Annotated in this window: 23 protein-coding genes and 1 pseudogene; 19 read left to right on the top strand and 5 right to left on the bottom strand. The window is 65.5% G+C overall.

The annotated features are described in order from the left end of the window. Nucleotides 1-5 precede the first annotated feature (5 nt). The 8 genes from rplF (at nt 6) to map (ending at nt 5280) form a co-directional block, all read left to right on the top strand. A complete protein-coding gene (gene rplF / locus CH296_RS01315) occupies nt 6-545 on the top strand; it encodes a 50S ribosomal protein L6 (protein ID WP_032397535.1) in 540 nt (179 codons plus the stop codon). A gap of 1 nt (nt 546) precedes the next feature. Beyond that, complete coding sequence (gene rplR, locus CH296_RS01310; protein WP_032365631.1) at nt 547-963, top strand: 50S ribosomal protein L18; 417 nt, start codon at nt 547-549, stop codon at nt 961-963. 34 nt (nt 964-997) lie between these two features. After that, the gene (gene rpsE / locus CH296_RS01305) at nt 998-1669 is read left to right on the top strand and encodes a 30S ribosomal protein S5 (protein ID WP_032397534.1); all 672 of its coding nucleotides are present in this window, start codon (nt 998-1000) and stop codon (nt 1667-1669) included. Next, nucleotides 1669-1848, top strand: coding sequence for a 50S ribosomal protein L30 (rpmD, locus tag CH296_RS01300; protein ID WP_032397533.1), 180 nt, complete (start codon nt 1669-1671; stop codon nt 1846-1848). The genes rpsE and rpmD overlap by 1 nt, the downstream gene beginning before the upstream one ends. Before the next feature lie 2 nt (nt 1849-1850). Further along, nucleotides 1851-2294 (top strand): 50S ribosomal protein L15, encoded by a 444-nt coding sequence (gene rplO, locus CH296_RS01295; RefSeq protein WP_032397532.1) that lies wholly within the window; start codon nt 1851-1853, stop codon nt 2292-2294. 315 nt (nt 2295-2609) lie between these two features. Then, entirely contained in the window at nt 2610-3932 is a 1323-nt protein-coding gene (gene secY / locus CH296_RS01290; protein ID WP_032397531.1) for a preprotein translocase subunit SecY, read from the top strand. Then, nucleotides 3929-4483 (top strand): adenylate kinase, encoded by a 555-nt coding sequence (locus CH296_RS01285; protein WP_032397530.1) that lies wholly within the window; start codon nt 3929-3931, stop codon nt 4481-4483. Before secY ends, CH296_RS01285 begins: the two co-directional genes overlap by 4 nt. Beyond that, nucleotides 4483-5280 carry a type I methionyl aminopeptidase gene (gene map, locus CH296_RS01280; RefSeq protein ID WP_032397529.1) on the top strand — a complete coding sequence of 266 codons (798 nt, stop codon included), beginning with the start codon at nt 4483-4485 and terminating at the stop codon, nt 5278-5280. Before CH296_RS01285 ends, map begins: the two co-directional genes overlap by 1 nt. Nucleotides 5281-5282: 2 nt before the next feature. On the opposite strand, the gene CH296_RS01275 is transcribed toward map, so the two are convergent. Then, entirely contained in the window at nt 5283-6176 is an 894-nt protein-coding gene (locus tag CH296_RS01275; RefSeq protein ID WP_179277604.1) for a glycosyltransferase family 2 protein, read from the bottom strand. Nucleotides 6177-6523: 347 nt separating this feature from the next. Here CH296_RS01275 and infA point away from each other — a divergent pair, with 347 nt between their 5' ends. The 9 genes from infA (at nt 6524) to CH296_RS01230 (ending at nt 11843) form a co-directional block, all read left to right on the top strand. Continuing rightward, nucleotides 6524-6745, top strand: coding sequence for a translation initiation factor IF-1 (gene infA, locus CH296_RS01270; protein ID WP_005140011.1), 222 nt, complete (start codon nt 6524-6526; stop codon nt 6743-6745). Nucleotides 6746-6834: 89 nt separating this feature from the next. Next, entirely contained in the window at nt 6835-6948 is a 114-nt protein-coding gene (rpmJ, locus tag CH296_RS01265; RefSeq protein ID WP_025347279.1) for a 50S ribosomal protein L36, read from the top strand. A gap of 204 nt (nt 6949-7152) precedes the next feature. Further along, a complete protein-coding gene (rpsM, locus tag CH296_RS01260; protein ID WP_008718227.1) occupies nt 7153-7527 on the top strand; it encodes a 30S ribosomal protein S13 in 375 nt (124 codons plus the stop codon). After that, nucleotides 7527-7940 (top strand): 30S ribosomal protein S11, encoded by a 414-nt coding sequence (gene rpsK, locus CH296_RS01255; protein ID WP_027496331.1) that lies wholly within the window; start codon nt 7527-7529, stop codon nt 7938-7940. The genes rpsM and rpsK overlap by 1 nt, the downstream gene beginning before the upstream one ends. A 21-nt stretch (nt 7941-7961) precedes the next feature. After that, nucleotides 7962-8567 (top strand): 30S ribosomal protein S4, encoded by a 606-nt coding sequence (gene rpsD / locus CH296_RS01250; protein WP_032397528.1) that lies wholly within the window; start codon nt 7962-7964, stop codon nt 8565-8567. A gap of 99 nt (nt 8568-8666) precedes the next feature. Then, nucleotides 8667-9731, top strand: coding sequence for a DNA-directed RNA polymerase subunit alpha (locus tag CH296_RS01245; RefSeq protein WP_008718222.1), 1065 nt, complete (start codon nt 8667-8669; stop codon nt 9729-9731). 34 nt (nt 9732-9765) lie between these two features. Continuing rightward, nucleotides 9766-10353 (top strand): 50S ribosomal protein L17, encoded by a 588-nt coding sequence (gene rplQ / locus CH296_RS01240; protein WP_032397527.1) that lies wholly within the window; start codon nt 9766-9768, stop codon nt 10351-10353. Nucleotides 10354-10358: 5 nt separating this feature from the next. Then, complete coding sequence (truA, locus tag CH296_RS01235) at nt 10359-11255, top strand: tRNA pseudouridine(38-40) synthase TruA (protein ID WP_094683842.1); 897 nt, start codon at nt 10359-10361, stop codon at nt 11253-11255. A 30-nt stretch (nt 11256-11285) separates the two neighbouring features. Further along, entirely contained in the window at nt 11286-11843 is a 558-nt protein-coding gene (locus CH296_RS01230; protein WP_094683841.1) for an NADPH-dependent FMN reductase, read from the top strand. A gap of 7 nt (nt 11844-11850) precedes the next feature. Here CH296_RS01230 and eccE read toward each other — a convergent pair whose 3' ends face one another. Next, nucleotides 11851-13545: a type VII secretion protein EccE gene (eccE, locus tag CH296_RS01225; protein WP_094683840.1), complete on the bottom strand. Its 1695-nt coding sequence runs from the start codon at nt 13543-13545 to the stop codon at nt 11851-11853. 93 nt (nt 13546-13638) lie between these two features. On the opposite strand from eccE, the gene eccB reads away from it, so the two are divergent. Next, on the top strand, nt 13639-15132 hold the full coding sequence (eccB, locus tag CH296_RS01220; RefSeq protein ID WP_256980298.1) for a type VII secretion protein EccB: 1494 nt from the start codon (nt 13639-13641) through the stop codon (nt 15130-15132). A 7-nt stretch (nt 15133-15139) separates the two neighbouring features. On the opposite strand, the gene mycP is transcribed toward eccB, so the two are convergent. The 3 genes from mycP to CH296_RS01205 all read right to left on the bottom strand — a co-directional run bounded on the left by mycP (nt 15140) and on the right by CH296_RS01205 (nt 19280). Then, nucleotides 15140-16531 carry a type VII secretion-associated serine protease mycosin gene (gene mycP, locus CH296_RS01215; protein ID WP_373557264.1) on the bottom strand — a complete coding sequence of 464 codons (1392 nt, stop codon included), beginning with the start codon at nt 16529-16531 and terminating at the stop codon, nt 15140-15142. Next, a complete protein-coding gene (gene eccD / locus CH296_RS01210; RefSeq protein WP_094683838.1) occupies nt 16528-18162 on the bottom strand; it encodes a type VII secretion integral membrane protein EccD in 1635 nt (544 codons plus the stop codon). Before eccD ends, mycP begins: the two co-directional genes overlap by 4 nt. A 128-nt stretch (nt 18163-18290) precedes the next feature. Continuing rightward, the gene (locus CH296_RS01205; RefSeq protein WP_032397521.1) at nt 18291-19280 is read right to left on the bottom strand and encodes an LLM class flavin-dependent oxidoreductase; all 990 of its coding nucleotides are present in this window, start codon (nt 19278-19280) and stop codon (nt 18291-18293) included. A gap of 212 nt (nt 19281-19492) precedes the next feature. On the opposite strand from CH296_RS01205, the pseudogene eccCa reads away from it, so the two are divergent. Next, nucleotides 19493-21067, top strand: a pseudogene (gene eccCa / locus CH296_RS01200) (type VII secretion protein EccCa); the annotation flags it as partial. Nucleotides 21068-21081: the final 14 nt, after the last annotated feature.

Genomic DNA, 21081 nt, shown 5'->3' with positions numbered 1-21081 from the left:
CCACCATGTCACGTATTGGAAAATTGCCGGTACCGGTCCCCGCTGGAGTCGATATCACCATCGACGGCCAGAACGTTGCGGTCAAGGGCCCCAAGGGTGCCCTGAGCCTGACGGTCGCCGAGCCCATCCAGATCGCTCGCGCCGACGACGGCACCATCGCCGTCACCCGGCCCGATGACGAGCGCAAGAGCCGTGCACTGCACGGACTGTCGCGCACTCTCGTCGCGAACCTCATCACCGGTGTCACCAACGGTTACACCAACAAGATGGAGATTCACGGCGTCGGTTACCGCGTCGTACTCAAGGGCAAGGACCTCGAGTTCGCACTCGGTTACAGCCATCCCGTGCTGATCGAAGCACCCGAGGGCATCACGTTCACGGTCGAGTCGCCCACGCGATTCACCGTTGTCGGCATCGACAAGCAGAAGGTCGGTCAGATCTCTGCCAACATTCGTCGTCTGCGGCGTCCGGACCCGTACAAGGGCAAGGGCATCCGCTACGAGGGTGAAGTGATCCGCCGCAAGGTCGGAAAGACGGGTAAGTGATATGAGCCAGCAAACAGCAGACAAGGCGAACGTCGTCAAGCGCACTCCGCGTGGCACCGACGTCTCGACGAAGCGTCGCCTGTCGAAGGCACGTCGTCACTTCCGCCTTCGCAAGAAGATCTCCGGCACGCCCGAGCGTCCCCGCTTGGTCGTCAACCGGTCCTCGCGTCACATCCACGTGCAGTTGATCGACGACCTCGCCGGCCACACGCTGGCCAGCGCGTCGAGCATCGAAGCCGATGTGCGCGCCCTCGAGGGCGACAAGAAGGCCGTCAGTGCGAAGGTCGGCGAGCTCATCGCCAGCCGCGCGAAGGCAGCAGGCGTCGAGGCAGTCGTGTTCGACCGCGGCGGCAACAACTACAGCGGCCGCATCGCGGCACTCGCAGACGCAGCCCGTGAAGGCGGGTTGACGTTCTGATGATGACAATGACTGACAACGGAAGGACAGCCTGATGCCGGGACGTCAACGGCGTGACGGCGGAAGCGGCCCCGCCGGACAGAACAGTGGCCCCAACGCAGGTGGCGACAACAACCAGCGCGGCGACAACCGCGGTGGCGGTCGTGACCGTCGTGACAACGGCCGTGGCGGCAACGCTGCGGACAAGTCGAACTTCATCGAGAAGGTCGTCACGATCAACCGCGTCTCCAAGGTGGTCAAGGGTGGTCGACGCTTCAGCTTCACCGCCCTCGTCATCGTCGGTGACGGCAACGGACTGGTCGGCGTCGGCTACGGCAAGGCCAAGGAAGTTCCCGCGGCCATCCAGAAGGGTGTCGAGGAGGCTCGCAAGAGCTTCTTCCGCGTCCCGATGATCGCCGGCACCATCACGCACCCCATCCAGGGCGAAGCCGCAGCAGGCGTCGTCATGTTGCGTCCGGCCAGTGCCGGTACCGGCGTCATCGCCGGTGGCGCGGTGCGTGCCGTGCTCGAGTGCGCCGGTGTCCACGACGTGCTGTCGAAGTCGCTCGGTAGCGACAACGCCATCAACGTTGTGCACGCGACCGTCGCAGCCCTCAAGGGTCTGCAGCGTCCCGAGGAAGTTGCGGCTCGCCGCGGCCTGACCCTCGAAGAGGTTGCACCCGCCGGAATGCTGCGCGCACGCGCACAGGCAGGAGCGGTGAAGTAATGGCTCAGCTGAAGGTCACCCAGATCAAGAGCACCATCGGCCAGAAGGCGAACCAGCGTGACAGCCTGCGTACTCTCGGGCTCAAGGGCATCCGCCAGACGGTCGTCCGCGAGGACAACCCGCAGAACCGCGGACTGGTCAACACGGTGCGCCACCTCGTAATCGTTGAGGAGGTCTAACCATGACCATCAAACTGCACCACCTGCGCCCCGCAGCCGGATCCAAGTCGACGAAGATTCGTGTCGGCCGTGGTGAAGGTGGCAAGCGTGGCAAGACCGCAGGTCGCGGTACCAAGGGAACCGGCGCACGCAAGAACGTGCCGGCACGCTTCGAGGGTGGCCAGATGCCCCTCCACATGCGGCTCCCGAAGCTCAAGGGCTTCACCAACCGCAACCGTGTCGTGTTCCAGGTCGTGAACCTGCGCGACATCGAGCGTCTGTTCCCCGAGGGCGGTCAGATCGGTATCCCCGAGCTCATCGCCAAGGGGGCCGTTCGCAAGAACGAGCCCGTCAAGGTTCTCGGCGACGGAAACCTGACCGTGAAGGTCGAGATCTCGGCCAACAAGTTCACGGGCTCCGCCAAGGAAAAGATCGCCGCTGCCGGCGGTTCTGCAACCGAGGTATGAGCATTGCTCCGATGCGTTGAGTAGCAGCGCATCGAGCAGCAGTTCGTGACGATGGCCGCAGCCACAGCTCTCGCAGCTGAGCTGCGGCCATCGTTGCCTCGGCACCACGTGCCGTACTCGACCGAACGGACAGGGTCCAACACTGACCGTCGGGCGGTTCGATACGCACTGTTAGAGTTCTAGAGTTCACAGAAGTTCGTTTCGATGCGGGCGATGCATGTCGCCTGCAGTCCATGCTCGTGAGGCTCACAGGAGCGCCGGTTGCGCTCCTGACGAAGCACTCGCAGCGTCAACGCAGTCGTGCCAGGAGGATCTTTGCTTTCCGCCTTCGTGTCGGCCCTCAGGACTCCTGACCTGAGACGGAAGATCCTCTTCACGCTCGGTCTGGTGGCCCTGTATCGCTTCGGTGCCACGCTGCCGTCGCCGGGTGTCGACTACGCCAATGTCCGAGCATGCATCGACCAGGTCTCCGGTGGAGACTCGGCCGGCATCTACTCGCTGATCAACCTGTTCTCCGGTGGAGCGCTCCTCCAGCTCTCGGTGTTCGCGATCGGCATCATGCCGTACATCACCGCCAGCATCATCGTGCAGCTGCTCACCGTCGTCATCCCGAAGTTCGAGGAACTCCGCAAGGAGGGACAGTCGGGGCAGGCCAAGATGACGCAGTACACGCGTTACCTGTCGATCGCGCTGGCCATCCTGCAGGCGACCGGCCTGGTGGCCCTCGCCTCCCGCGGCCAACTTCTGCAGGGATGCCAGCAGGACATCATCGCCGACCAGAGCATCTTCGGCCTCGTCATCATCGTGCTCGTCATGACCGCAGGTGCAGCCGTCGTGATGTGGTTCGGCGAGGTCATCACCGAGCGCGGCGTCGGCAACGGAATGTCGCTGCTCATCTTCGCCGGAATCGCCTCGCGTATCCCCTCCGAGGGCAACTCGATCCTCGAGAGCCGTGGTGGGCTGGTGTTCGGATTCGTCTGCTTCGCAGCGTTCCTGATCATCACCGGCGTGGTGTTCGTCGAGCAGGGTCAGCGCCGAATTCCCGTCCAGTACGCCAAGCGCATGGTCGGTCGAAAGATGTACGGCGGCTCCTCCACCTACCTTCCGCTCAAGGTCAACCAGGCCGGCGTCATCCCGGTGATCTTCGCGTCCTCGCTGCTGTATCTGCCCAACCTGATCGCCCAGCTCACCTCGGCCAGCACCGCGGTCGATCCGAGCTGGTGGCAGCGCATCATCAACGAGTACCTGGTGAACCCGGCCAACCCGGTGTACATCGCGATCTTCTTCGGTCTGATCGTGTTCTTCACGTACTTCTACGTGGCGATCACGTTCAACCCCGAAGAGCGCGCCGACGAGATGAAGAAGTTCGGCGGGTTCATCCCGGGCATTCGTCCGGGCAAGCCGACCGCCGACTATCTGAACTACGTCCTCAGTCGCATCACGTTGCCGGGTGCGGTCTACCTGGGCACCATCGCCGTGCTCCCGAACCTGTTCCTCGACATCGGCAGTTCGGGTGGAGGACAGAACCTCCCCTTCGGTGGCACCGCCGTGCTGATCATGGTCAGCGTCGGCCTGGATACCGTGAAGCAAATCGAAAGCCAGCTGATGCAGCGTAACTACGAAGGGTTCCTCAAGTGAGACTTGTTCTGCTCGGTCCCCCCGGTGCCGGCAAAGGCACCCAGGCCGTCCTCCTGTCCGAGAAGCTGGGCGTTCCGCACATCTCGACCGGCGACCTGTTTCGCGCGAACATCGGTGAGAAGACGCCGCTCGGACTCGAGGCGAAGAAGTACCTCGATGCAGGCGACCTCGTTCCCAGTGAGCTGACCGTCGACATGGTCCGCAGCCGCCTCTCCGAGCCCGACGCCGTGAACGGCTTCCTGCTCGACGGCTTTCCACGTTCGGTGGGTCAGGCCGAGGCACTGGTCGGCATCCTGGCGGACCTGAACGCGAAGCTCGACGCCGTACTCTCCTTCGTCGTCGACGAGGACGTCGTCGTCGAACGCATGCTGGCGCGTGGACGCGAGGACGACAAGGAAGACGTCATTCGTAACCGACTCAAGGTGTACCGGGACGAGACCGCGCCCCTGCTCGATTACTACGAGGGCCAACTCGTGACGGTCGACGCGATCGGTGAGGTGGACGAGGTCAACGCTCGCGCGCTGAAGTCCATCGAGGACCACGGCAAGTAATGGCATTCGGCCGTAAACGGAAGGTCGTGCCGTTCCGCAGTGCCGGCGAACTCGACGCCATGGCTGCGGCCGGCGCGGTCGTCGGCGCTGCTCTGGTGGCAGTGCGGGCAGCGGCGGTTCCCGGTGTCTCGACGCTCGAGCTCGACAGAGTTGCCGAGGCCGTCATCCGTGACGCCGGTGCGGTGCCGTCGTTCCTCGGTTACCACGGCTTCACCGGCAGTATCTGTTCGTCGGTCAACGACCGTGTGGTGCACGGCATTCCGTCGGCAGACGAGCTCCTGGTCGCAGGCGATCTGGTGTCCATCGACTGTGGGGCGGTTCTCGACGGTTGGCACGGAGACTCGGCGTGGACATTCGGTGTCGGCGACATCATCGAAGCCGATGCGATGCTGAGCGAGGCGACGAGGCTGTCGATGGAGGCAGGTATCGCCGCGATGCTTCCCGGCAATCGGCTCACCGACGTCTCGCACGCCATCGAATCCGGAACCCACGCGGCCGAGCAGGCGCACGGCCGCAAGTACGGGATCGTCGACGGATACGGCGGTCATGGCATCGGTCGTGAAATGCACATGGACCCGTTCCTCGCGAACGAGGGTGCGCCGGGTAAGGGACCGGAGTTGGTCGTCGGATCCACTCTGGCAATCGAGCCCATGCTGACCCTCGGCACGTACGACACCGACATTCTCGACGACGGCTGGACGGTCGTGACCACCGACGGATCTCGATCGGCGCACTGGGAACACACCGTTGCCGTCACCGAGGACGGGCCGCGGATCCTGACACTACGACCCAGCTAGGGTCACCAGGCCAGTGATCCGTAGCGTCGGCCGCCGCGGACCAGTCCGAGATGCGCAGCCACCAGACGAAGCCAGAGTCGAGTCGGCATCCTGGTCACTGCAGTGGGAAGCAGCGGGTTTCGTACGCCGAGCATCAGCAGGGCGATGGAGATCGAGCGGGCCCGGAAGGGCGGGCAGCCGTGTGCTCGGTGGAGTCCGCGTACGTGAGCCGATCCGTACCCGAGCGCGCCTGCCTGCTTCCAGTTCTCCCGACGTCCGGTGCGAAGTCGGTACGACACCAGTGGTTCGGCGATGAAATGCAGTCGATACCCCGCGTGCTGTGCGCGCCACGAGAACTCCATGTCCTCGCTGGCGTGAACGTACTCGAGCATGCCGCCGAGCTCGACGTAGGTCGATCTGCGGCACGCCATGCTGGCACCGATGGCGAACGGTAGGAATGTCGACTTGCCCTGATCCGAGGGCGGTGCGAACGGTGTCGATGCGCGCACGGCAGTGGAGTTCAGCGTCTCCGTCTCCAGGCCGGTACCCACGATGTCGTACTCGTCGAGGCCGGCGACGATGCGCCGGAGCCAGTTCGGGTGGACCGCGTCGTCCGCGTCGCAGAAGGCGAGCAGGTCGCTGCGGGCGGCGTCTGCACCTCTGTTACGTGCGAACGATGCGCCCGGGGATCCTGCAGCGTCGACGTACTGCAGGTCGAGCGCTCCACGGAGGCAATGGTTCTCGATGTGTTCGCGAAGGCCGTCGGTCGAGCCGTTGTCGCTGACGATCACCGTGAAGGGATCCTCGTAATCCTGTCGAGCGAGAGCTCGCAGTTGATCGTCGAGAACATCCTTGGAGTTGTGAACCGGAATGATGACGGATACGCCCGGGTTGCCGGCGCGCGTGTCTGAGCTCAAGAGGGGTGCCTCGTGGTCGTCGTCGCGGACACGGCCGCCGCTGCGAGGGCAGGCGGGACGGCCCGTGTTGTGCGGCTGGGATACAGCCGGGCAGAACGCTAGCTCAGGAAATCGAACTGGGGCAACCGTTGACCCGGAGCATGGATGCGGAACGCATTTGGCCAGACGTGCATTACCCGGTAACATGGATCGACGGTGCGCCCTGCGTACCGGATGTTCGCGTGCCCTGGTGGCCTGCGAACCGTTCCGGCGACACGTCGGCCCCTCGATTCGGGTCGGTCAGTGGGCACCACGGTAACGGAAACAGATGCAATCAACCAGGTGTGAGAGCCAGGATCGCGGAGGATATGGCCAAGAAAGACGGTGCTATCGAGGTAGAGGGCCGAGTTGTCGAACCGCTGCCCAATGCGATGTTTCGCATTGAGCTCGAAAACGGCCACAAGGTACTCGCTCACATCAGCGGAAAGATGCGTCAGCACTACATTCGCATCCTTCCCGAGGATCGCGTCGTGGTAGAGCTCTCGCCCTACGACCTCACGCGTGGACGCATCGTTTACCGCTACAAGTAAGAGCTTCCCCGGCCACGTCCGGTCGGGGGGAACCATGCTCGGAGCCGCTGCCTGCAGTGGGGCCGAGCTACACACAGGAGATCAACGACGTGAAGGTTCAGCCGAGCGTCAAGAAGATCTGCGAAAAGTGCAAGGTGATTCGTCGTAACGGGCGCGTCATGGTGATCTGCGACAACCTGCGTCACAAGCAGCGTCAGGGATAACCACCGAGCATTTCGCACGTCGGCTTGGCAACAGCTAGAAGATGACCTCCCAGCACCAACCGCGACACACGCGTTGCGGCATACCCCCGGCACGGAGGCCGGGGCCCCACTGAGTTTGTTGAAAGACGCTTCACACCCCAGCGGTGAGAAGGACACAGGGGACGGACTGGGAGCAGACCTCCGGACAAGAAAAGGAAATGCCACATGGCACGTCTCGCAGGTGTGGATCTGCCGCGCGAAAAGCGCATGGAGATCGCACTGACTTACATCTACGGCGTCGGCCGTACCCGCTCGAAGGAAATCCTCACAGCGACGGGCGTCAGCCCCGACCTGCGAAGCAAGGATCTCGGCGACGACGATCTGCGCAAGCTCAGCGATTACATCAACGAGTCCCTCAAGGTCGAGGGCGACCTGCGCCGCGAGGTTCAGGCCGACATCCGCCGCAAGATCGAAATCGGCTGCTACCAGGGTCTTCGCCACCGTCGTGGTCTGCCCGTCCGTGGACAGCGCACCAAGACCAATGCGCGTACCCGTAAGGGACCCAAGCGCACCATTGCCGGCAAGAAGAAGGCGAAGTAATGCCCCCCAAAGCACGCGGTACCGGTCCGAAGAAGGCGCAGAAGACGCGTCGCAGGGACAAGAAGAACGTCCCGCACGGATCTGCGCACATCAAGAGCACGTTCAACAACACGATCGTGTCGATCACCGACCCCGCCGGAAACGTCATCTCGTGGGCGTCCTCGGGACACGTGGGCTTCAAGGGCTCGCGCAAGTCGACTCCGTTCGCCGCACAGCTCGCAGCCGAGAACGCTGCGCGCAAGGCACAGGAGCACGGCGTCAAGAAGGTCGACGTGTTCGTCAAGGGTCCCGGCTCCGGCCGTGAGACCGCGATCCGCTCGCTTCAGGCCGCTGGCCTCGAGGTCGGCACCATCTCCGATGTCACCCCTCAGCCGCACAACGGCTGCCGTCCGCCCAAGCGGCGTCGGGTCTAGCGGGAAGGAAAGGTTTAGAAAATGGCACGTTATACCGGTCCTATCACCCGCAAGTCGCGTCGTCTGCGCGTCGACCTCGTCGGAGGCGACCAGGCGTTCGAGCGTCGTCCCTACCCGCCCGGCCAGCACGGCCGCGCGCGGATCAAGGAGAGCGAGTACCTGCTCCAGCTGCAGGAGAAGCAGAAGGCTCGCTTCACCTACGGCGTCATGGAGAAGCAGTTCCGTCTGTACTACAAGGAAGCCAACAGGACCGTCGGCAAGACCGGCGAGAACCTGCTGACCATCCTCGAGAGTCGTCTCGACAACGTCGTCTACCGCGCCGGACTGGCACGTACGCGTCGTCAGGCCCGTCAGCTGGTCACGCACGGTCACTTCCTGGTGAACAACAAGCGCGTCGACATCCCCAGCTACCGCGTCTCGCAGTACGACATCATCGACGTCCGTGAGAAGTCGGCTCAGACGCTGCCGATCCAGATCGCCCGCGAAAGCTACGGCGACCGTCCCGTCGCCCCGTGGCTGCAGGTCGTTCCCAACCGTCTTCGCATCCTGGTTCACAGGTTGCCGGAGCGCGCACAGATCGACGTGCCGCTCCAGGAGCAGCTCATCGTCGAGTACTACTCGAAGTAAGGCGCGGCACGCATGTGAGTCTCCCCGCGAGGCTCACATGCGTCTTCGCCTCCACACGTGGGCGTCAAATAGCGGACGCCCGTACAGGAGGAACACACAATGCTCATTTCACAGCGCCCGACGCTGACCGAAGAGGTCATCGCCGACAACCGCTCGAAATTCGTCATCGAGCCGCTCGAGCCCGGCTTCGGTTACACACTCGGCAACTCGCTCCGCCGCACCCTGCTGTCGTCGATCCCCGGCGCTGCTGTCACCAGCATCCGTATCGACGGCGTCCTCCACGAATTCACCACCGTCCCCGGAGTCAAGGAAGATGTCACCGACATCATCCTGAACCTCAAGGGCCTCGTGGTGAGCTCCGAAGAAGACGAACCGGTCACCATGTACGTCCGCAAGCAGGGCCCAGGCGCTGTGACCGCAGGCGACATTGTGCCTCCGGCCGGCGTCACGGTGAACAACCCCGATCTGCACATCGCGACCCTGAACGACAAGGGCAAGTTGGAGATCGAGCTCGTCGTCGAGCGCGGTCGCGGCTACGTCCCCGCCGTTCAGAACAAGGCATCGGGTGCCGAGATCGGCCGTATTCCGGTCGACTCGATCTACTCGCCCGTGCTCAAGGTCACCTACAAGGTGGAGGCCACCCGCGTCGAACAGCGCACCGACTTCGATCGGCTCGTTCTCGATGTGGAGACCAAGAATTCCATCACCGCGCGGGACGCGCTCGCTTCGGCGGGCAAGACCCTGGTTGAGCTCTTCGGCCTCGCCCGTGAGCTGAACGTCGAAGCAGAAGGCATCGAGATCGGACCCTCGCCCGCCGAGGCCGATCACATCGCTTCCTTCGGACTCCCCATCGAGGATCTGGACCTCACCGTCCGGTCCTACAACTGCCTCAAGCGCGAGGGTGTTCACACCGTCGGCGAGCTGGTTGGTCGTACCGAGTCCGATCTGCTCGACATCCGTAACTTCGGGCAGAAGTCCATCGACGAGGTGAAGGTCAAGCTGCATTCGCTCGGCCTCTCCCTCAAGGACAGCCCCGCGTCGTTCGATCCGAGCACCGTGCCTGGCTACGACGCCACCACGGGCACGTGGAGTGACACCGACGCCGGCTCCTTCAGCGACACCGAAGGTGCCGAGCAGGACTACGCCGAGACAGAACAGCTGTAATCAGCTCGCTGGAGCTCTTACTAGGAGATTCATCATGCCCAAGCCCACCAAGGGCCGCCGTCTCGGCGGGTCGGCGTCGCACCAGAAGGCCATCCTGGCCAACCTGGCGACGTCACTCTTCGAGCACGGCCGCATCACCACCACCGAGTCGAAGGCCAAGCGCCTTCGTCCGCACGCCGAGAAGCTCGTCACCCACGCCAAAAAGGGTGACCTGGCGCATCGTCGTGAGGTTCTCAAGACGATCAACAACAAAGATGTCGTGCACAAGCTGTTCGCCGAGATCGGGCCTTTCTTCGCCGATCGCGACGGTGGCTACACACGCATCATCAAGACCGTCCCCCGCAAGGGTGACAACTCGCCGATGGCCATCATCGAGCTCGTCAACGAGCAGACGGTGTCCAACGAGGCAGATCGCGCACGCCGCGTGAAGGCTTCGCAGGCTGCTCCCGCCGCAACCGAGGCTCCGGCCGAGGACGCGACCGACGAGAACGTCGTCGAGGCTGTCGAAGCCGACGCGACCGACGCCGAGGTGGCCAACGCCGACGCAGTCATCGACGGCATCGAGGACAACGACGCACACGCGTCGGACGCCCCCGAGGCCGAGGAAGCAAAGAAGGACTAGTCCTTTTGAGCTCCGAGCACGATCGAAGCGGGCCCGCCATTCCCTCAGGGGAAGGCGGGCCCGCTTTTTCGGTACCCACCAGATTTAGGCTCGACATCTCCTACGACGGCACGCACTTCTCCGGGTGGGCGCGTCAACCGGGTATCCGCACCGTCTGCGGAGTGCTCGAGGAAGCCTTCACCACGGTGTTGCGGCAGCCGATCGAGCTGACCGTGGCGGGCCGAACCGACGCGGGAGTCCACGCAACGGGTCAGGTGGCGCACTTCGATGCCGTCGACGTTTCGGACGATCACGACAGGCTGGTCCGGCGAATGGCCCGGTTTCTGCCCACCGATGTTCGAGTGCGAGCCATCAGCACCGTCTCCTCTGATTTCGACGCGCGGTTCTCGGCGTACTGCAGGCACTACGAGTACCGATTCGGCACGGCGCTCTACGGCGTCGACCCCCTCGACGTGGCCGGTGTCGTCTCGTGGCCGAGGCCCATCGATCTCGGTGCGGTGCAGGAGGCATCCGCGAGATTGATCGGTCTGCACGATTTCGCCGCGTTCTGCAAGCGACGTGACGGGGCGACCACCGTTCGAGAACTGCAGCGGTTCGACTGGGAGCGCGACGGCGATCGACTCACCGCGTACGTCAGTGCCGACGCATTCTGCTGGTCGATGGTCCGCAGTCTCGTCGGTGCCATGCAGGCCGTGGGGGAAGGTCGGCGAACTCCCGACTGGGCGCAGTCGCTGTTGACGCGCCGCGAGAGAGCGAGCGAGGTGGCCGTGGCTCCGGCGCACGGCTTGTCCTTGGTTCGAGTCGACTATCCACCGGCCGACGAACTGGCCGCCCGTAACGCGGCCACCCGCGAGGTGAGATCGGCGATCACCGGCGACGGTTGCTGTGGGGGAGAGGGCTGACCGAACGCCCCCGGGTCTACTGTCGGAGCGATGAAGCCGATACAGCTCGCCGTCGTCGTCGGTAGTGTGCGCGCCGGTCGAGTGGGCCCGACCGTCGCTTCCTGGGTTCGAGGTGTTGCCGCCGAACGCGCCACCGTCGAGGTGGTCGAGGTCGACTTGGCCGATTTCGATCTGCCGAACTCGCTCGTTCCGTGCGAGGACTCCGAGCGCTTCACCCGGACCGTCGGCGGCGCCGACGCCTTCGTGTTCGTCACCCCCGAGTACAACCACGGCGTGCCCGGTGCGATGAAGACCGCCCTGGACACGGTGAAGTACGAGTGGCGTGGCAAGCCGGTCGGATTCGTCTCGTACGGTGGGCTCGGCGGGGGAATTCGAGCCACCGAACAGCTACGGCAGATCACCGCCGAACTGCACATGGTCTCCGTCCGAGACGTCGTGTCGCTGCATCGGGTGCGCAAGCGGTTCGACGAGTCGGGACGGATCGACGACGCAGCCGCCGTCGACGGCCTCGGGCGTCTTCTCGACCAGCTCGAGTGGTGGGCGGACGCGGTGGCAGGCGCTCGTGGGCGGGCCGACTACCCCGGTTGAGAATCGGTCAAGCACGCACGGCGGGGCGCAGGCTCCGGGGCCGGCCGATGAACGCCGTCTCCTGAGGAATCGTGACAAGCGTCAACTCGACGTCGAGTGGACCGGACCGGACTCGAATTCGATCACCCGACGCATGGGGCTGGACGATCGTCAGATCCGGTTCCGGTCGCGGGGTGCTTGGCTCCTGCTCGGTGTGGCCGATCCGCGGCACGTGCTCGGACAACGAGATCACGGTGACGCCCGAAAGTTCCTGTTGCGCAATGGGTGCCGAACCGTCGGCGAAGTCGGTGAGGATCACGTCGTACGACGGGCGGGAACGGAACGTGGTGCCGTCGACCAGTAGTCGATCGGGAGCACCGATGGCGTCGAGGAGCGCTCGCCAGGCATGGGGGCGGTCGGTGCGGACGAGGACTCTGGCACCGGTGGCGATGGCGCGGAAGAGCAGTTGCTGAGCGAGGTAGAGCTCTCCGACGACCCGAACCCGACTCAGACCCGGTCCGAACAGCCGGACCGCGACGCCGTGTCCGCCGGCGTCGGATCCCAGCAGCTGGCCGCAGCCACTCACCGGTAGCAACAACTCGTCGACCGACGAGATATCGAGAACTCGGCTGGGAGACAACGACTTCGGTACGGGTATGGCCAACGGAAGCTGTGCGAGGATGCCGTCGCGTTGACTTGCGCTCATCGAGGTCAACGCGTGTACACGAGGCTTCGTGATCGGTCCCCGGGCGGAGAAACTGCACGACCCACGCACGCGCACCTTCCCGGTGTCGCGGGTCGGCTGCAGGTGGAACGTCATCGTCGTTCCGAGTGACGGTGTTGCCCACAGGGTGGCGATGTCCTCGGCAGTGATTGCGCTGCAATCGATTCCGAACACCGTGCTCGACGCACCCGGCAGAGGTGCTGTCGACCATGTCTGGGTCAGATCGTCGATACCGACCCCTCGGCACAGCTGCAACACGGCCGACCGAAGCTCGGAACCCGTCAACAGTCGCGAGGACAGACCGTGGGCGTGCAGAGCGCGAAGGACCCGCGTGGTCGCAACGACAGCGGTACGGGCGGCTCCGGCTCTCCCTCCGCCTCTGACCTCGATCGCCCGAGCATTCGCGCGCAGGTCGAGAGTCACTGCGACCCAGACGGTTCGCACCGCTACCGCAGGCAGTGGACCGATGAGTCCCTCGTAGACCTCGGTGGCGACCGAACCTGCCGAGCTGCGGCAGCCGAGTGCGACGACGTCGATCGCGCGGACCTCGATGTCGTGCTGCCGCAGACACGACGCCAACGCATCGACGGGAAGTGCGTGCTGCGTAGCGGCGCTCGCCCTGCCGAGGACCGTGGTGGCGTGCCGGGGCGGGACGATCTCGAGGGTGCAGGTGACGGTGTCGCGCTGCCACTGGACCCCGACCGGGCCGTCTGCGGTGCCGGTGTGTTCCGTGGTGACGCCGACAGCGGGGACACGATCGGCGAGGAGCCGCCAGATGGACCGAACCCAGTCGACGACCGATCTGCGCCGGATCGCCACGAACGGAACGAGCGCCACCGCCGCAGCGACGAGCAGCACCGCCCAGGGCCGCATCTGCGCCGCGAATAGCGGCAGACCGATCGCCACGGCTGCGGTCTCGGCCACGATCACCCGCCGAACCGTGGGTGCGACGAAAGGAACGGCGGCTCGCCTACGCCCTGCCGAATCGGTACGCCTCATCGAAACCCTCCCCCCGAAGGTCACAGAGCCATCGACAACCGCAACACGGTCGCCGAGGTGTGCGGACGAACTGTACTGTGTCGCGTGACCCGAATGGGGATCGGGTCGTCTGCACAGTCCTGGGGAGGAATCGTGGCGTCGACGCCGACAACGAAGTGGCAGGTCGGCGGTTACCGCTTCCTCGTCCGCAGGATGGAACACGCGTTGATCAGGCGCGACGCTCGAATGCTGCACGATCCGATGAGGTCGCAGACGCGAGCGCTGCTGGTCGGTGTCGTCATCGCCTGCATCGGTTTGGCGGGATGCGCTGCCCTGGCACTGTTTCGGCCACAGGACAAGATCGGCGACGCATCGATCGTGGTCGGCAAGGACTCGGGCGCGATGTTCGTGAAAGTGGACGACGTGTTCCATCCGGTGCTCAATCTCGCATCGGCTCGATTGATCGTCGGCAAGCCGGACGATCCGTCGACGGTCCAGGAATCCGAGTTGTCGTCACGACCTCGCGGCGCACTGGTGGGTATTCCCGGTGCACCGTCTGCGCTGCCGCACGACGGCGACGGCAACGCGCAGTCGTGGACCGTCTGCGACACCGTCGACCCGATCGCAGGAGTCACCTCGACGACGGTGCTGGTGGGCGATCCTCGCTACGGTGACAGCACGGCTGCGCTCGCCGAGTCCGAGGCGTTCCTCTGGACATCCAACGGCACTGCGTATCTCGTGCACGACGGCACCAGATCGCCGGTCGACCTGAACAACAGGGCGGTGGTCCGCGCGCTCGGACTCGAGGACGCGACACCGTCCCCGGTCAGTGCGGGTCTGCTCAACTCCGTGCCCGAATCACCACCCATCGCAGCGCCGTTCGTTCCCCGAGCAGGTGAGGCTCCCGCGTTCCCGTTCGACGGGCGGACGATCGGTTCGGTCGTCAAGGTCGCCGGGCGCGACGTCCAGTACTACGTGGTACTCGAGGACGGAATCCAAGCGATCGACGAAACAGCGGCCCTGCTCATCAAATTCACCGATTCGCAGGGCAGTCCGGATATCGCAGCCGTCAATCCCGACCTGCTCGCTGACGCACCCACAACCTCGTCCGGACTGGAGGTGTCGACGTTCCCGGCAACCACTCCCGAGATAGTCGATACCGGTGAGCGTCCTGTGGGCTGCCTGACGTGGGAGCCGCTCGCAGTGGCGGACGGCGGACCGTCTGCTCGACTGGTCGAGTCCGCCGGCCGTGGGTTGCCGCTCGAGACCGGTGCACTACCGGTTGCGTTGGCTCAGGCCGATGGGGGCGGTGACGCCGTCGACCAGGTCTATCTGGCACCCGGTAGCGGCGGGTTCGTACGCAGTACCGGCATCTCGACGTCGAGTACACGCCAGGGCAGCGTCTTCTTCGTGGCCGACACCGGAGTGCGCTACGGCGTCGATGGTCCCGAGGCCGCGTCGGCGCTGGGGTTCGGACCGCCGGCACCCGCACCATGGCAGATCCTCCAATTGCTCGGCAGCGGGCCCACTCTGGGGCGCGGGCAGGCACTGACGATGCACGACGGAGTCGGCCCCGACCCGCGGGCCGCCGCACTTCCGACGAAGTAGGGCCGGTTCAATCGGATCTACCCCGTCGGCGCAGTGGCACCGACAGGGCGAGCCCGAGCGCCAGGATCACCGCCACCAGCACCGAACCGGTGACGGCTGCGGTCCGCGGGCGATGATCCGGCGCAGGCGGTGGCAACGGCGCAGTCATCGCGACACTGTCCGCAGGCACCGACAGGGGAGCAGCCGTCACCGAATCGGTCACCGCGGCAAGCGGATCGACGATGCCGTGGCCGACGAGGGGATTCCACCCCTCGGCCGGCGCATGCGCCGTTCGTTGGATCCGGTCCACCACCTCCAGCGCCGACAACTCGGGGCGGTGGGCGCGCACCAGAGCCGCCACCGCAGCAACGAGCGGTGCGGCAAAGCTCGTTCCGGTCATGGGAACGACGCCATCGGTGCCCCGGGTGCCGTTCGCCAGTCCGTTTCCCGTCGGCGACAGTGAGGTCATATTCGAACCAGGAGCCGCGACGTCGACCCATGGACCGCCCAGGCTGAACGAAGACGGTGTGCCATCCGATTCGACCGAACCGACGGTCAACACGTCGTCGAACCACGCCGGAGTCGCGATGGTCGCGAAGGAGGCCCACGGGTCCGCGTCGGGCCGAAGCGGGTCCGACATCGGGTTCTGGGCCCGGCAGGCCGCGCTGCCGAGATTACCGGCTGCTGCAACGACGACGACGTTCTTCTCTCGGACGGCGTACTGCACGGCCGCGCCGAGCGGACCGTCGGGCACACCGCCTCCGGCGGGCACGCAGGCGACCTCGGAGATGTTGATGACCGAGGCCCCCGCGTCCACCGCAGTTCGGATGGCCATGGCCATGGTGCGTACGTTGCCGTAGCCGGCGGCGTTCTCCGGCTCGCCCGCCTGCTCCTCCTCCGACCTGTTGTCGACGATCTGAAAGACATTGCTGGACTGACGAATCGACAGAATTCGTGCATCGGGTGCGCCTCCGGCGAATCCGCTGCCCGGTGCGGTCTGTGCGGCGATCAGGCCGGCGACCATCGTCCCGTGCGCATCGCAGTCGAACAACCCGTCACCTGCGCTGACGTAATCACCGCCGGCGATCAGACCCGGTAGGCGTGGATGAGCGGTCACTCCGGTGTCGATGACGGCGACCACTTGACCTGCCCCACGGGTGATGGGCCAGACCGATGCGAAGTCGAGCGCCTTCAGCGCGGTCGGCACGTCCTGAACATCGGTGGCCGCGGATGGAAGGGCGCAGGCGTTCTTCTGTTCCGTGGGTTCGAGAGGGCCGGGAGGACTCGGCGGGGGCAGCTGGAACGGGTCGATCTCCGGACGTTCGGCGCCTGCCGGATACACCCCGATGACCGCGTTCGAAAACAGGGCGAGAGCAGTGAACGCCGCGATGACGATCGTTCGCTGCCGGCGCGTTGTCACAGCCCGCGGACGACGCTGTACAGACCGCACACCCACACTGCGATCGGAATGACCAGGGCGATGGCCGCGTATTCCAGCAGTTCGGCCGACCGCCGCATCACCGGCGAGTACGTGCGTGTGGGCACGAAAGCTCCGAAGATCGATGCCGTCACCGCACCGGCCAGTGCCGCACCGAACAGGGCGAGCGCGTGTTCGGGCAACGCAACGAGCGCACCGATCGACAGCGCCAGCAGAATCGTCGTTCCCCCTGCAACCAACGGAACTGCATGCGTCACCACCGCATAGGTGCGTCCGCGCAGAAGCAGGACGAGCGCACACAATCCCGCGAGCGCGACCCCCGGCCACCGCACGCCGCCGTCGGAATCGGCTGCTGCCGCAACCAGCACGCCCGCCACGACAGCAACAGTGAACGCCGACAGCAGGCCGGACAGACAGCTACGCGCCACAGCTGCGGAGGCCTGCAGATCCGCGAACGAGATCGCGTCGAGCTCGGCTTCCTCGACCGTGTCCAGCGGTGCTCCTGCGGTGGGAACCGGTGGAAGCGGCAACTTGGCCTGCATCATCGACACCCGGGCAGAGAGCGCAATTCCCGCCAGGCCGGTGAGAGCGACCGCGGTGCCGATCGACGGTTGGGGCACGGTGGTGAAAAGCGCGCACACCGACGCGGCGAACGTCAGAACTGCGAGCACGATCGCAGCGGTGAACAGTGCGAACCCGGTCCCGCCGATGCGAAGGGACAGCAGAGCCACAGCGCCCGCCATGGCCGAACCCAGCATCAGCTGAGCCGCACCGAACTGCCCGGGTACCAGCACAGTTCCGCTGGTGAACATCAGCGCTACGGCACATCCGCCGAAGACGACAGCGACGGCGTACTGGTCGTACACCCGCCCCAGAATCACCCCCGCGATCGCGAAGAGAATCGACGCAGTGACGGCAGCGAATCCCTCGATGACACTGCCGACATGCTCGGCTCCCGCACGGATCGGCTCCCGCGCCAGGACCGCGCATGCCACCAACACCGACAGACCGGTGACGACCGAACCCACCGTGCGCGCCGTACGCGCAGTCCACTGCCGAACATCGTCACCACCCGACCGTGCAACCGAATACATGAGGTCGTCGAACAGGGGAACCGGAGCGGGCCGCTCGGCCACACCCAGCACGAGCAACTCCCCGTCGCGCACCGACAGCTCGGCCAACGTCGCAGTCGGCGACAACGGTGGAAACCCGATCCGCGCAAGCGTCCACGCCACCGGCAACCCGTCCGACACGGGATCCCCGTCGCTCGGCACACCGCCTCCCGAACCAGGCCGCACTCCCGCTCTCCCGGGTCGTTCCGCAGGCTCCACTCCCGCTCTCCCGGGTCGTTCCGCGGGCTCCACTCCCGCCGCCGCAATCATGTCGACGATTCCCGGAACGAGAAGGGAGACAGGGACGTCGATCGGCAGCGCCATGTCCACCTGCGTGGACCTGGCCAACACCGTCACCCGACAGACGTCCTGCGCGAAGACGGACTGTGCGCCCGATGCCCGCCGACTCGCGTCCGGCGCGGTGGGCGACTGTGTCGGATCGGCAGGTGCCGTGCGCGGTGGCACAATGCCGGCCGATGGACGGCTGTCGGCGCGTGTCATGAAGATCCCCCCGGATACGTACGATTCGCGTGCCGATGCCCGCCCCAGTGGGCATCGGTGTCCAAACCTTACGACATCGCTGCGACAATCAACCGGTCGTCGGAATCCACCTGCGACGTGCGCAGCTCTCAGGCAGGAACCAGATCGCTGACCTGTGCGAGCAACTCGAACGAGCGAAGCCACGACGCGCGGTCGGACACACCGGACGCGACGATCAGCTCGTCCGCCCCTGTGCGTTCGGCGAATCGATCGAGATAGTCCTTCACCATGTCAGGAGTGCCCACCGCCGAGTACTTGGTCATGTTCGCGATCTGTTGGCCCGCAGGCGCTTCGAGGACCATGTCGGCTTCCTCGTCGGTGAAGGTTCGGCCGCGGCCGAGCAGCAGGCTGACGCGACTGCGCTTGGTGCGCAGGAACTGAGCCTGTGCCTCGGCCATCGAATCGGCCGCGATCACGTTCACACCCACGATCAGGTGCGGCTCCGACAGTTGCGCGGACGGTCGGAAGTCTCGCCGATAGATCTCGACGGCCTGCTCGAGGGCGTCGGGTGCGAAGTGCGACGCGAAAGCATAGGGCAGGCCGAGTGCGGCCGCGAGCTGCGCGCCGAACAGCGAGGACCCGAGGATGTACAGCGGTACCTCGGTACCCGCGCCGGGAGTCGCGCTCACTCCGGGAATCAGGGACTCCGCCGACAGGTAGCCCTGCAGTTCCTGGACATCCTGGGGAAAGCGATCGGCCGACGCGGGATCTCGCCGCATCGCCCGCATCGTCACCTGGTCGCTGCCGGGGGCGCGGCCGAGACCCAGATCGATCCGTCCCGGGTGCAGCGTCGCCAGAGTGCCGAACTGCTCGGCGATGGTCAGCGGCGCGTGATTGGGAAGCATGATCCCGCCGGATCCGAGCCGAATTCGCTCGGTGTTGGCAGCGACATGCGCGATGAGCACCGACGTGGCCGACGACGCGATCGTCTTCATGTTGTGGTGCTCGGCGTACCAGATGCGTCGGTATCCCCAGTTCTCGGCATGCTGAGCGAGAGTGACGCTTGCATCGAAGCTGTCGCGGACTGTTTCGCCCTCGCCCACATGAGCGAGATCGAGGATGGACAAGGGTACGGACACGGTTGGGGCCAGCCTTTCGTTCGTCGAGCACGCGGCAGAAGAGCCACATCGATGTGCAACGGCGTCGGGCAGCGTTCTATTTCTCGACCGTCCGACGGGCGCGACGGCAGCTGTGGACCGGCCGGTCTTCGATGCGTTAGCCTGTCGTCCTGCGGCCTCGGGGGGAGGCCGCCGCGATGGGGTTCTGGGGGCGTGGCCGTGGGGGCGGATCGATGAGTACCGTGCGCTTCGTTCGCGGTGCCAGACGGGAAGTGCCTCGATCTCCCGGCGGTGAAGTCACCCTGCAGTCGCCACCCGAGATCCCGCGCGCGGTGCCGGGCAATCTGCTGATGAAGCTGATGCCGCTGGTGATGGTGGCCGCGATGGTGGGGATGGTCGCGCTGATGTTCACCTCCGGGGCAGCGGCGAACCCGATGATGTTGATGTTCCCGGCCATGATGTTGATGTCCATGGTGGGGATGTTGGCAGGCGGCGGCAAGTCGGGCGGAGCGCGTACGGCCGAGGCGAACGAGGACCGCAAGGACTACCTCCGCTATCTGGATCAGCTCCGCCGCGACGTCGCCGAGACCGAACGCGCACAACGCCGAGCCCTCGAATGGAGTCACCCGGCACCCGAGACGTTGTGGTCGATCGCCGGAACCGAGCGCATGTGGGAACGGCGACTGTCGGATCCGGATTTCGCGCACGTACGAGTCGGCTGTGGGGATCAGCGGCTCGCCACTCGACTGGTTCCGCCGGAGACCGGGCCGGTGGAAGAACTCGAACCCGTCTCGGCAGTGTCTCTGCGCCGCTTCGTGCGAGCTCATTCGGTGGTGGCCGCGCTGCCGACCGCGGTGTCACTGAGAGGATTCGCGGCGCTGTCCGTATCGGGAGATCGCGACGAGGCCCGGGCGATGGTGCGCGCGATGTTGGCCTCGCTGTGCAGCTTTCACGGACCCGACCACGTCGCTGTCGCGATCGTCTGCGGGCCGGACACCGTGCAGCAATGGGAGTGGGCCAAGTGGCTCCCGCACACTCAGCACGACGCTCTGCGCGACGGTGCCGGGTCCGCTCGGATGATCTTCGGCAGCTTCCTCGAACTCGAGGGAGCACTCGGCGACGTGCTGTCCATGCGCAATCGGTTTGCGCGCGGAGCTGTTCCCGTCGCAGGCGTCGTGCAGTTGGTGATCGTGGTGGACGGCGGGCTTCTGGACAACCGATCGACCGATCTCACCGACACGGGCCTCGATTCCGTCACGATCATCGATCTGTCCGGCCTGTGTCCCGGACTCGCCGCATCGCGTGGCCTTCGGCTGTTCGCCGAGAACGGATCCATCGGAGCGGTCAGCGGAACCACGGTCGAGGTGTTCGCCGTCGCGGATTCGATGAGCACCACCCAGGCGCACACCGTGGCTCGACGCCTGTCGCCGTATCGTGCGCCGTCGTCCTCGTCCGTCGTCGATGTCGTCGACGACGGCGGAGTCCCGATCTCGGGATGGAACAGCCTGGTCGGTATCGCCGATGTCGGTGCACTCGACACGGACCGAGCGTGGACGACGCGGCGCGGACGCGAGAGGCTGCGGGTACCGATCGGTGTCGCCCCCGACGGCAGCGCCGTCGAGATCGATCTGAAGGAATCCGCCGAGAACGGTATGGGACCTCATGGATTGTGCATCGGGGCAACGGGTTCGGGAAAATCGGAGTTCCTCCGCACGCTCGTGCTGGGCTTGGTGTCGACTCACTCGCCGGACCAGCTGAACCTGGTGCTCGTCGACTTCAAAGGCGGTGCGACGTTCGCAGGAGTGGACTGTCAAGCGACACG

Source organism: Rhodococcus sp. 14-2496-1d, assembly GCF_002259365.1.
Lineage (GTDB): Bacteria > Actinomycetota > Actinomycetes > Mycobacteriales > Mycobacteriaceae > Rhodococcoides.
This window is presented reverse-complemented; position numbering and strand designations above follow the sequence as displayed.